10 protein-coding genes and 3 pseudogenes are annotated in these 12391 nt (G+C 49.4%); 2 read left to right on the forward strand and 11 right to left on the reverse strand.

The features are described from left to right. Positions 1-86 precede the first annotated feature (86 nt). From metF to GTU79_RS31745, 6 genes and pseudogenes are all read right to left on the reverse strand, one after another. Positions 87-1010 (reverse strand): methylenetetrahydrofolate reductase, encoded by a 924-nt coding sequence (gene metF, locus GTU79_RS28460; protein ID WP_203524074.1) that lies wholly within the window; start codon positions 1008-1010, stop codon positions 87-89. Between the two features lie 476 nt (positions 1011-1486). Then, positions 1487-1957, reverse strand: a complete 471-nt coding sequence (locus GTU79_RS28465) for an ankyrin repeat domain-containing protein (RefSeq protein ID WP_420854212.1) — start codon at positions 1955-1957, stop codon at positions 1487-1489. After that, positions 1939-2256: a hypothetical protein gene (locus GTU79_RS28475; protein WP_203524076.1), complete on the reverse strand. Its 318-nt coding sequence runs from the start codon at positions 2254-2256 to the stop codon at positions 1939-1941. Before GTU79_RS28475 ends, GTU79_RS28465 begins: the two co-directional genes overlap by 19 nt. A gap of 476 nt (positions 2257-2732) precedes the next feature. Continuing rightward, positions 2733-2959, reverse strand: a pseudogene (locus GTU79_RS31240) (hypothetical protein); the annotation flags it as partial. A gap of 221 nt (positions 2960-3180) precedes the next feature. After that, the gene (locus GTU79_RS28480; protein WP_420854213.1) at positions 3181-3759 is read right to left on the reverse strand and encodes an ankyrin repeat domain-containing protein; all 579 of its coding nucleotides are present in this window, start codon (positions 3757-3759) and stop codon (positions 3181-3183) included. Between the two features lie 62 nt (positions 3760-3821). Then, positions 3822-4124: pseudogene (locus GTU79_RS31745) on the reverse strand (ankyrin repeat domain-containing protein); the annotation flags it as partial. A 459-nt stretch (positions 4125-4583) separates the two neighbouring features. On the opposite strand from GTU79_RS31745, the pseudogene GTU79_RS28490 reads away from it, so the two are divergent. Further along, positions 4584-5611, forward strand: a pseudogene (locus GTU79_RS28490) (IS630 family transposase). Between the two features lie 146 nt (positions 5612-5757). Here GTU79_RS28490 and GTU79_RS28495 read toward each other — a convergent pair. The 3 genes from GTU79_RS28495 to metB all read right to left on the reverse strand — a co-directional run bounded on the left by GTU79_RS28495 (position 5758) and on the right by metB (position 9626). Then, positions 5758-5910: a hypothetical protein gene (locus tag GTU79_RS28495; RefSeq protein ID WP_214513580.1), complete on the reverse strand. Its 153-nt coding sequence runs from the start codon at positions 5908-5910 to the stop codon at positions 5758-5760. 117 nt (positions 5911-6027) lie between these two features. Further along, on the reverse strand, positions 6028-8463 hold the full coding sequence (locus GTU79_RS28500) for a bifunctional aspartate kinase/homoserine dehydrogenase II (RefSeq protein WP_203524079.1): 2436 nt from the start codon (positions 8461-8463) through the stop codon (positions 6028-6030). Positions 8464-8465: 2 nt separating this feature from the next. Then, positions 8466-9626, reverse strand: a complete 1161-nt coding sequence (gene metB, locus GTU79_RS28505; RefSeq protein WP_203524080.1) for a cystathionine gamma-synthase — start codon at positions 9624-9626, stop codon at positions 8466-8468. A gap of 324 nt (positions 9627-9950) precedes the next feature. On the opposite strand from metB, the gene metJ reads away from it, so the two are divergent. Beyond that, positions 9951-10268, forward strand: coding sequence for a met regulon transcriptional regulator MetJ (metJ, locus tag GTU79_RS28510; protein ID WP_132924380.1), 318 nt, complete (start codon positions 9951-9953; stop codon positions 10266-10268). A 169-nt stretch (positions 10269-10437) separates the two neighbouring features. Here metJ and GTU79_RS28515 read toward each other — a convergent pair whose 3' ends face one another. Then, positions 10438-11808, reverse strand: coding sequence for a VasL domain-containing protein (locus GTU79_RS28515; RefSeq protein ID WP_203524081.1), 1371 nt, complete (start codon positions 11806-11808; stop codon positions 10438-10440). Between the two features lie 146 nt (positions 11809-11954). Further along, positions 11955-12389: a type VI secretion system baseplate subunit TssE gene (gene tssE / locus GTU79_RS28520; protein ID WP_203524082.1), complete on the reverse strand. Its 435-nt coding sequence runs from the start codon at positions 12387-12389 to the stop codon at positions 11955-11957. Positions 12390-12391: the final 2 nt, after the last annotated feature.

Here is a 12391-nt window from a genome sequence, read left to right on the forward strand (position 1 = left end):
CGGACCCTTGTAGGTCCGGTTTTTTATGGCAACGCGCCGCCAAGGCGCTTTTCGCAATTAATAGGGCGAAAAGGGATGGGCTGTCGTTATTGGGCGGCCTGAACGATAGTCTGTTCGGCGGCGACCTGCGGCCGCACGCCGAGGGTATGGCAAATGGCGTAGGTCAAATCGGCGCGATTCAGGGTATAGAAATGAAAATCCTTCACCCCTTCCCGGCTGAGGATTTTCACCATATCCATAGCAATGGAGGCGCCGACCATTTTGCGGGTTTCAGCATCGTTATCCAAACCGTCAAACATGCTGGTCATCCAATTCGGTACCTTTACATTGGTCATGGCGGCGAAGCGTTGCAGCTGTTTGAAATTGGATACCGGCAGAATGCCGGGGACGATTTCGGTTTCAATGCCGGCGGCCACGCAGCGATCGCGAAAACGCAGATAGCTTTCCACATCAAAAAAGAATTGAGTGATGGCCCGGTTGGCGCCGGCTTCCACTTTCTTCTTCAGGTTAATCAGATCGGACTGGGCGCTTTTGGCTTCCGGATGTACTTCCGGATAGGCAGCCACGGAAATATCAAAGTCACCGACTTTTTTCAGCAACGTCACCAAATCGGCGGCGTACATGGCCGGTTTACCGCTGCCGGGGGGCAGGTCGCCGCGCAGCGCAACGATATGACGGATGCCGCTGTGCCAATAGTCTTCGGCAATCTTTTTCAGCTCCTCCGGCGTGGCGTCGATGCAGGTCAGGTGAGGCGCGGCATCCAGGCCGGTGCGCTCCTTGATATCCTTGATAATGCTATGGGTGCGGTCTCGCTCGCCTGAGTTGGCGCCGTACGTCACCGAGACGAAGGTGGGTTTAAGAATGCTCAGGCGATCGATGGAGTGCCACAGCGTTTGCTCCATTTCGCTGGTGCGCGGAGGAAAAAACTCAAACGAGACGTTGATATCGCCCTGTAATTCAGCCAGATTTTGGTTCAGGGCTTCCCGCTGATTGGCGTGAAAAAAACTCATACCTTTTCCTCTTGCGCGTGTGGTTGTTTATTGAAGACTATACGCTGATGGCGGTGCGTTGCGAACTCATCTTGGTATGCGTCTATACGTTTAGACGGCCAAATAGAATTTGACGGAAATCGTTAGCAGAGTCAACAAAATCATTGCCGACGATGGGGAGGAATGTTCACCAATGTTGAAAATTCTTCACTTTAGCGTGATCGACGTTTGCCAAACGACCCGGGCTATTCCTGGCGGTCGTTTGAGTGCATAAACTTCAGTCGGTTATGGAAGAGAAAATATTTTGAATATTGAAGAATGAGATCAAATCAAAAGACCAAACCAGTTGGACACGTTTGGAGATTTAACTGATTGCCTTTCTTGAATAAGTTCGGCTATCTTATCAAACCCTTTGCGCACTGCCAACTCATAGGCTGTCATCCCAAATATATTCTTGATATCTAATTTTAAATTTGGGATTTTAAGTAACTTCTCGGTTACGCCAAAAACTCATGGGCTACCGAAAAATGCAGCGCAGCGTTATTTTGCCGATCAATTAGGTTAACGTCTATACCTCTTTTCGCTAAATCCTCAATAAGATAGTGATAAGGACTCAATATAGCCAAATGCAATAATGTCTCTTTGTTATTGTTCTGGTGGTTTATTGCAATAGATTCTTTATCGAGAAATAGATCAATGATAGCTTCATTTATTTTATTATGCTTTTTAGCAAAAGCATGTCTCAAAGCCAGATCCCCATTTCCATCACAGACATTAACATTAATTTCTTTATGAGCCAGCAGTGTCTTCACAATGTCGAAATTACCACATTTCACCGCATAGTGCAGGATAGGTAGATAATTTTGATCATCATCATCATCGAGATCGCTGATATTACAATTGTCATTCAAATCAATGCCTGGCATGCCAAGAAGTTTAGTTAATGTACTTATATCATTATTCTTAATAGCATAATGTAACGGCGTATACCCTCTTTATTCCTAGCATTAATATCTACACTTTCAATCTTAAGTAGAATGCTACATATATCACTTTTCTGGCTTTGAACCGCACAATGCAACAAGTTATTATCCGTCTTATCCTCTTTAACAAGAAAATAGTTAATATTCATTAAACGCAGAAGATTAATACTCTGACAATCACCTTTATCAACCAGCGAAAACATAGCTTCAGCTAAATCTTTACCAGTCGCTAACTCAATGTTACGCACGGCTTCGGATAAGAATAGATGAGACGTCGCTGCCAACGGCAGTGATTCCGAGATTGACATATTCTTTAATATTTTACCAATAATTTCTACAGGCAACCTATCAAAATGAGTGTCACAAATATTTTTAAGCCTTTACTGCTTGATCGCACACCGATTAGCGGCCATTTAATCAGGCTGAACCTATTGGTTCTTAAATCATGAATGATTTTATACGCTCTATCATAGCAAGCATTTGCACTAGTATTCATTTGATATTACCCTTCATTTAATTTAACTTTAATTAAATTAATAGTGTTTAACTTTTTAATTTAAGAACCTAATACATTAATACAAATGCTGCCTTTTGCAAAGAGTTTATCAAATATCTCCTTTGTCACTAAATTTTATTCAACCAGGCCAATGAATTAACCAGTCATAATAGGGTATAGATAGCAACAGTTCGGTGTAGATGCTATCGCCGATTTTGAGCAATAAAATGAACAAATCGCGCGGAGAAACTGTCCTGCAAAGTATTTTACAACACGGTATAAATCCCATTGAATAGCGCCAGCGGTATCATCTCGCCCTGCCCCGGCCGTGAATCATCAATGGATTATCCGGCTACCAGCGGCTCTTGATGGCAAATACGTTATCGCACGGCAACGATACCGCCAGCTAATGGTCCCGACGAACCGCCTGCACGCAAACCCGAGCTTTGCAGTTGACATAATAGCGCCACATGGCGCAAAAGCAGCCCCATTCCACGCCCCTTCAAATCACGTGGTCAAACATCTCCTGGCTTACGAATTATTCATGTTCAAATTCTTGTATTTTCTCATGCCGGGGCGTTTGTTCACAGAGGATCGTCATGAGTTCACCCAACTCTTCTAAGCAAACGTTATTCACATTAGCATACAACCATTTGTCGTCGCACCGCTGTCTTTTCTGCAACTTAAATCAGCTAGCATGTATAAACAGGTATCAGCGTTTGTAAGTGTGTAAAAATTCTTGAGCGCTCATCATTTTTGTTCCGCTTAGCCGTTCAAATATCTTTGCTATCTCGTGTTGATTCGTCCTAAGCGCTCTGAGCTGATGATTTTTTATACGATCCTGACTCAACCCCGCCTTGGTATGAGGATGAAGGAGCAACGCTTCAACCCCGGCTTTGAATCCTTGCGTTATAGCGATCTCCAATGGCGTAAAACCGTCGTTTGATTTATCATTTACATTGAGCCCTTTTACCAGCAGCGCGTTAACGATGGATTGCTCTCCCCGCTCATGCAGCATGGCAATATGTAATAGCGAGAATCCCAAGTTGTTTTTAGTTCTGATATTGATATTCTTCCTCGCCATTAGCGCTTTTGCAACATCATATTTCTTTTCTGCTAATGCTACCATTAACGCCGTATCACCATCTTCATGGACACAATTGACATTAATGTCCTCTCTTTCCAACAAAAGTCGGACGATTCCAATATCCCCCTTTTTGGCTGCGATATGAAGAGCGGTTGTACCCTCGCTGCCTTGTTTATTAATATCACATTGGCCGGATTTAATGATTTTTCAGCGATTTCTCTGTGTCCTTTTATTATCGCAAATTGTAATGCTGTTTGGCTGTATTTTCCATTTCCAATATTGATAATAATATTCGGCGCTTTGATAAGCGTAGCTATTACGTCAGATTGTCCATCGTAGGCAGCTAAGGCAAACGCGGTGAAATTTTCTTTGTTACTGAAATTAATATCAAGACCTTTCAATTTGAGCAAATCTTTCACAAGATATAATTTACGATAAATTATTGCGTCATGCAACATAGTGTTGCCTGTTGTGATATCAATCTTAGCACCGGCATGCTCGAATATGACCGACAGATTCTTGATGCACTGAGATGCCTTTTCTTGTTGATCAATTAAAGTTAACTTCATTTCTCTCAAATTTTTCTGCCGAGGATAGCTCTCTTTGCTTCACTCAAATATACCCTTGGGAAAAGCGTTAATGATAATATATCTTCATTTGATAGATACTCAAATATTTTACCGACAACCAGAGCAGGGAAGTGATTTATATTAATTTCGGTTGATCTAACATTTTTATTTCCCTGCTAAGATGTGAAGACTTACCAACCTCATTGCCGTTCACTTCCTTGATAGGGTATGATCTATAAAATATTCAGATGTTAATCTTTCCACAGTAATTATCCTTTATCACCAGGCTTTGAACTTAACGAGTTTAGCGTTCAGCCACTAGACACAAAAATCTACAAAACACGCTGGATACTAAATAACTGCGCCTAATAGTAGATCACCGAAGGGAACTCAATCCGGTTTGAGCGATCTGATCAATCGCCAAACATCACAAATCACCAACCGGACTGAGTTATGCCGATCATAGCACCCATACCCAGAAATGAACGACGCCAGATGCAAAAAATTGTCCAGAAAACGGCAGATAAGAATCATGCCAGACGCCTTATCGCCATGTTGATGTTGCACCGGGGTGAATCGCTGACTTGCGTTGCTAAAACCCTATGTGCCGCCCGTTCTTCCGTCGGACGCTGGATTAATTGGTTCACGTTATTTGGTATTGAAGGCCTGAAAAGTCTGCCACCGGGCCGTCAAAAAATGGCCTGTCGACGCCATGCTGCGAATGCTCAATTTGCTTGTTCAGCGCTCCCGCAAGATTTTGGCTATCTGCGCTCACGCTGGAGTACCGAGATGTTAACGATTGAAATTAATAAGTTATTTAACTCTACGTTGCATCCTGGCTCACTTCGCCGTTGGTTGCCAGGAGCCGGCATTGTCTGGCGCAGAGCAGCTCCGACCTTGCATATTCGGGATCCTCACAGGGAAGAAAAGCTGGCTGCAATTGATGAGGCATTGGCAAAGAACAGTGCTGAACATCCCGTGTTTTACGAGGATGAAGTTGATATCGATCTCAACCCAAAAATCGGCGCGGACTGGCAGAAAAAAGGTCAGCAGAAACGCATCCCTACGCCGGGTAAAAATGAAAAACATTACCTTGCAGGTGCGCTGCATGCTGGAACGGGCAGAGTGGATTACGTGAGTGGAACACGTAAAAACTCAGGCTTGTTCATCGATATGCTATGCCAGCTGAAAAGCACGTATCGCAGCGCCAAAACGATCACCCTTATTGTCGATAATTACATCATTCACAAAAGTAAAAAGACATTGAAGTGGTTGAAGAAGAATCCAAAATTTATTCTTATTTATCAGCCGATTTACTCGCCATGGGTGAACAAAATAGAGCTCTTATGGTTAGCATTACACGAAACGGTGACCCGCAATCATCACTGTAAAACAATGTGGGAGTTACTAAAAATGTCAGACAATTTATGAAAACCGCATCACCTTTCCCAGGCAACAAACCTGGACTAACAAAAGTGGAGCGGTAATAGGCGCAGTTATTTAGCATATAATAACGTAATAATTTTGCCTGTCGCTCATTAATCATTGCCGTATACGCACTATTTAGTTCAGCCAATTGCATATAAAATAAATTAAAATGATTCCTTAAAGTTTATATTTCAGTTATAAGAATTCAAGGGTAAATATTTATTTCTCCCAATATATTAACTGGTTTTTGCTTTACTGCGCTTGGATTATCAGTAAAACGTAATACGTTGTTAATTTTATTAATAAAATTAAATTTCACCTGAATAAGCCGACCTGTCCCATCTGTATAGGTCATCATTTCCTGTAAATGTAAATTAGAGTATTCCAATGTTCAATTTTAGACAACTTATCGTACGCCGCAATATAAACTCAACCTGAGTCTAAAACCGGGCGGCGATGCCGTCCGGCAAAACTGTTATAGTAACTGCGCCAGCCGGTTCAAATCCGACTGAATAGCGCCGGCGGTAACATCACGCCCCGCCCCCGGTCCGCGAATCACCAGCGGGTTATCCCGATACCAGCGGCTCTCGATGGCAAACACGTTGTCGCAGGGCAGCAATGCCGCCAGCGGATGCTCCCGGCGTACCGCCTCGACCCCGACGCGGGCTTTGCCATTGGCGTCAAAGCGCGCCACATAGCGCAAAACCAGACCCATTTCGCTGGCCGCCTCCAGCCGCCGGGTCATTTCTTCATTCAGGGCATCGCCATCTTCGAAAAACTGATCCACCGAGCCGCTTTCGCTGCTTGCGGAAACCAACGATTCTACCCGCACCTGGTTCGGCTCGATGTCGTAACCCGCTTCCCGGGCCAGGATCACCAGCTTGCGCATGACATCCTGGCCGGACAGGTCCACCCTGGGATCGGGTTCGGTAAGACCTTGTTGCCAGGCTTGCTCAACCAAATCGGTAAAGGGCACCGTACCGTCGAATTGTAAAAACAGCCAGGAAAGCGTGCCGGAAAAAATACCGCTGATGGACAGGATACTGTCGCCGCTGTCACGCAGGTCGCGCACCGTATGGTTAACCGGTAGACCGGCGCCAACCGTGGCGTTATAGAGCCAATGCCGCCCCGTTTTGGCAAAAGCGTCGCGAATTTGGCGATAATTATCTCCGCTGGAGGCCCCCGCCAGTTTATTGGCGCTGATGACATGAAAACCGTAGCTGGCGAAATCAAGATATTGATCCGCCAGGATTTCGCTGGCGGTCACATCCAGCACCACCAGATCGTCATAGGGATGCGCGCGCATCCAGAGAAACAGGTCTTCCGGATCCTGCTCAACGGCTTCATCGTTGAAGAAGGCCAGCGCCCGGCTGGCGTTGAGTCCCTCATAGTCAAGGAGGCTGCGCTGGCTGTCCACTACGCCGCTGAGGATAAATTCAAAGCCGGTACGGGCCGACAGGCTTTCCTGTTCGCGGGCAAACAGCTCCAGCCAGCGGGAGCCGATATTGCCTTTGCCGAACAGCACCAGGCCGATGCGCTTTTCAGCGCGAAACAGCGAGGTGTGCAAGCCCTGGATAACATGTTCGGTGGGACCGACGCGCAATACCGCCACCAGGCTGATGCCGTCTTCCGCCTGCCAGAAAAACTCCACCGGCTGATATTTAAGCTGCTGATAAAAACGGTGGCAGTGCAGGGGGTTTTTGGCGACGCCGGCCCCCACCATAGCCACCAGCGCCAATCCTTCGCGCAGCTGCAATTGGCCGGGCAGGTCCGCCTTTTCCAGTACCTGATAGACACTGCCGGCCACCTCGGCGGTATAGCAAAGCTGAATCAACCGACGATCGCGATGGACCCCCATGGCCAACGGTTTGATTTGCGTTCTTTTCAGAGCCGCATCAATCTCTTTTTGCGCCTGGCTGAAATCATGCTGCGGCGCAACCGACAGCTCAATCAGGCAAACATCATCATGGCTGGTGACAATTTTGGCGCCGGTGCCTGACGCCAGCACCCTTTCTATACGGGTCGATCCCTGTTCCGGCTGATAGCTGCAGCGCAGCATCAGGTCGATATCGCTGCCGGACACCGGCTGCAAGGTACGGGTATGGAGGACCGGCGCGGCCAACCGCGCCAATTCGCTGGCTTCATCAAGACGCAGTAGCGGCAGCAGGCAGGCATCCTTGACCTTGCGCGGATCGGCGCTGTACACCCCCGCCACGTCACTCCAGATGGTGACTCGCGTTACCCCCGCCAGGGCGCCGATTTGGGTGGCGGAATAATCGCTGCCGTTACGCCCCAGCAATACCGTATCCCCCGCCTGGTTACGGCTGATAAATCCGGTTACCACCAGGCGCTTGTTGGGATATTGGGTCAAGATCCGCTGTAACAGCGGCCAGGAGAGGGCTTCGTCCACCTGCGGCTGTGCGGCATATTCGGCACGCAGGAAATCACGGGCATCTAGCCAGGCCGCATCGATATCCTGATGGTTGAGCACCGCGGCCATCAGCCGCGCAGACCAGATTTCCCCGTGTCCCACCACTTCAGCATAGACGGCTTCGGTCATCTTGCCGTCCAGCAACACCGCCAGGCGCTCGAGATCGCGCACAAACTCGGCGAACCTCGCATCCGCCTGATCGGAGGGTAGCAGGCCGCTTATCAGTTGATGCTGATAACGACGGAGAGTTTGTTGGATCTGATGCGCGGAGATACGATCGCTCTGGCTGAATTTAAGCCAACTAATTAGTTGGTTAGTGGTGCTTCCCGCTGCGGAGACTACCATCAGATCGCCGGGTTGGCTGTATTCGGCCATAATGCCCGCCACCCGTTGATAACATTTCACATCCGCCAGACTGCTGCCGCCGAATTTATGCAGTTGCCTGCCCACCGGGCGTCCAATCGTCCCTAAAGCACTCATACTTACCTCTTAGTCGCTACCTGGAAGGCTTGTTCCAAATCAGCTATCAAATCTTCACTGTCTTCGATACCCACCGACAGACGCAATAGGGTTTCGCCGATACCGGCCGCCGCGCGCGCTTCCGGCGCCATGCCGGCATGGGTCATGGTCGCCGCATGGGAAATCAGGCTCTCCACACCGCCAAGGGATTCCGCCAGTGTGAACAGCTCCAGGCTGGACAAAAAGCGTCGCAACACGGCTTCGTCGCCATCCAGTTCAAAGCTCAGCATGGCGCCGAAGCCCGACTGCTGGCGGCAGGCGATTTCATGGCCCGGATTGCCGGGCAACCCGGGATAATACAGTTTTTTTACCAGCGGCTGCCGCTGCAAGTAGTCCACTATATCCTGGGCATTGCTTTGCTGCTGCCGAATGCGCGGATTCAGGGTACGAATCCCGCGCAACAGCAGATAGCTGTCGAAAGCGCCACCCGTAACGCCGATGTTATTAGCCCACCAGGCCAGTTCGGTGGCGAGGGCTTCATCTTTGGCAATCACCGCGCCGGCCACCACATCGGAATGTCCGTTCAGGTATTTGGTGCAGGAATGCACCACCAGATCGGCGCCCAATGTGAGCGGTTGCTGCAGCGCCGGACTCATAAAGGTATTATCCGCCACGCAGATAGCGCCGACCTCATGGGCAGCCCGGCAAATAGCGGCGATTTCCACTACCCTCAGCAACGGATTGCTCGGCGTCTCAATCAGCACCAGCTTGGGATGTTCGGCCAGTGCCGCCCTCAGCGCCGCTTCATCACCCTGATCGACGAATTTTACCCGATACGCGCCGCGTTTGCTCAGACTATCGAACAGGCGATAGCTTCCGCCATAACAATCATGAGGCGCCACCAGCAAATCGCCGGGCTGAAGGAAGACCGTGCAAACCAGATGTATCGCCGACATACCGCTGCTGGTCAGTACCGCGCCGGCGCCATTCTCCAAATCAGCCAAGGCCCTCTGCACGATATCACGGGTCGGATTGCCCCGCCGGGAGTAGTCATGCGCGCGGGGTTGATTGAAATCCACGAAGTTATAGGTGCTGGAAAGCGTGATTGGCGGAACAACGCAACCGAACTGTTCATCATCATTAAGCCCGCTGCGAACTGCGATTGTGGCCTGTTTGCGCGTCATGTACTCACATCCTGATCAGTGCTGGAGAGTGGAGGTAAAAGAGTAACCTCCTCTTAGATAGACGTCAATACATCTGGACATCTAAACTTCTTAGCGTATAGATTGAGCAAATTATCAATAACAGCTAAAATTATGCGGGTTTAAAGTGTTAAAATCTAACCTCTCTTTTACCGTGGGTAATGGTAGCGGTCGAGTGCGTTATGATAGGAAAAGCTGATAAGTCGCAAAATAAGCGGGCGTGGAGTAGTGAGTAACACGAAGTTCCGGCATAATTGGCTCGTTTTTAGCGAATTTTAATCATTTTATGAGAAATTAAGGTATCCCATGGCGGAATGGAAAGGCGAATATGTCAGCCCTTATGCTGAACATGGTAAAAAAAGTGAGCAGGTTAAAAAAATTACGGTATCCATTCCGCTGAAGGTTCTGAAAATTCTTACTGACGAAAGAACCCGGCGGCAGGTTAATAATTTACGTCACGCCACCAACAGTGAACTGCTTTGCGAAGCCTTCCTGCACGCATTCACCGGCCAGCCATTGCCCGATGATAACGATCTTCGCAAAGAGCGAAACGATGAAATACCGGAAGTAGCCAAAGAGATGATGCGCGAAATGGGTATTGATCCTGAGACTTGGGATTATTAACGCATTATATGCCGTGACAGCGCGCATGGCGTAATTGCCGATTTGTCCCGGGCGTTCACGGGATTAATTCCATGAGCCTGACGAACCGGCGGAATTCTCTCCGGAAAGGATGCAACACAAGCTCGGCCGGCATATGAAAATACAAGAAATAGTATCCGGCCGCCGGCGTTCATTCCAAATCGGTCATCAAGGCAAAGCGGTTGAGCAACTGGCTAAAACGCCGTTCAATCTGCTGACGCAAAACAGGCGACGGCTCCTCTCCCGTCTGGATCTGCTCATGATATTGCCGCAACAGTTCTTCCAGCGGCAGTGTGCGATGCAATGGTTGCTGGATGGAGAAGACCGCGGTTTTAAGGGCCGACACCGTCATGTAGCGGCCCTTGGATTGCTCCAGTTGGTTTAATTGTTGCCCCAGCTGTTCCAGGCGTGTACGCGCCAAAAAAAAATTTGCCAATTCTTCTTCGGGCGTTGCATTGGCCAAACGCTGCCGGCGCCAATCAGCGGAGAGGCGCTTGATCCGCTCGCTATAAGGCCATAATTGACGAACCTGCGCTAATAAGCCATCGCCATGGCGGTGCGCCCATAATGGCGGCAGTCCCGCCAGCTGTTCCAACCGTGCCCCGGTGGCCTGTATCACCGCCGGCTTGGCCTGCGCCCGCTCCGCCGGCGAATGATGCTGCTCCAGGACATTAATTCTGCGTGACGGTAACGCGGCCGGCAAGGGTTGCGTTGTTGCCAGCAGGGTTTGGTCCAGGGTTTCTGCGGAATGCCGTTGTATCAGCATGCATCCCGCTACAGTCAGGGCAGTGATGAATATGCCCGCCGCAAAACCTTGCCAGGCTTTCCAGCGCGGCGGCGTAAGTTCGGCGACATGTATGCGCGGATGCGCCTGGTTTTTGGTTTCGGCAATATAGATGAGGGGTTCACTTTCCAATCCGGTCATGGAAGAGATGGCCAAAAGGTGATTAGACCCGCCGGGCAGCGGCGGGTTATCCGCCCTGATAGGGGAATCGTCGGTGTGTTCCAGACGCAGCGCGGTATCATGGATGGTTTGCCGCAAGATATCCAATTTGCAAAGATGATTGAGTTCGAGAGTGCGCAACGCATCGCAAATCGTCTCCATCCCCCGATCGGCACGGTATAACAGGGCCAAATCTCCGTAGTCCACGTGGATCATACGCCAGACCTGCTGCAACCGCTCGCAGAGACCCGCCAGCAGCGCCACTCTTGCATGGGTTGGCCGGGGCCAGAAAACTGCCCATTGCTGGATAACCAATGCCGCTATCAGTTCAACGCCCTCGCACAATCCCGCCAGACCCGCCACTCGGGCTCGCGCCAACGTAAAATCCACCGCGGTATGCAGTTCAACGCCGTTTCGGCGGAACAGCGCCAGGCAAAGTTGTTCAATGCGTAGCCAGTCCACGTCCGGGCGGGCGGGATGATGTAATTTATCCAACTCATCACGCAATGCGGTAAATTCGGTAAAACCACGGGGATCGCCGCCGGTGCTGACCCTATGGCCGGTGGTCATCAATGACATAACGCCTCTGCCTAAATTATTAATTTCATTGAATTAAAGCTGTTTCAGACGGCCGGTGATTCTGCACTTCCGGCATGAATTCACCACCGGTCCCCGCCTTGGGCGGCCAGTCTGAAACCAGAGCAAATGCAAGACGAAACGCATTATCAGATTAAAAAGCGCTGTTGCCGGAGATGGCGAACAAGCATTTTACCTTGAGCGCTAAAGGTGGTACCGAAGGTGATTGGGCCGATGCCTTTGAGCTCCGCTTCAATGGAATATTCCAACTGCCCCGGAAGACATTGTGGCAACAGACTAATGGCAACGCCTTCCAGGCGCGGTTCGTATTTCAGCAGTACTAATGTCATGGTGGTTAGCAGGCTATATGCCGAACCGGGCATGCCCTGCAGGATTTGACTCATATCCGGCAGACCGTAATCCGGCAAATGGCTGAGAGTGCCGGCCCGGCAATTAAGAATGCGCTGCAGATTGTCCAGCACGGAGAGGATGACCTGATCGCTGCCGCTAATTTGATGCAGTTCCATCTCGCCGCTGAAATTGTGCATCATCATTTCATAAAGCGAGGGATTTTGATGTTGCATTT

The organism is Sodalis ligni (genome assembly GCF_016865525.2).
Taxonomy (GTDB): Bacteria; Pseudomonadota; Gammaproteobacteria; order Enterobacterales; family Enterobacteriaceae; genus Acerihabitans; species Acerihabitans ligni.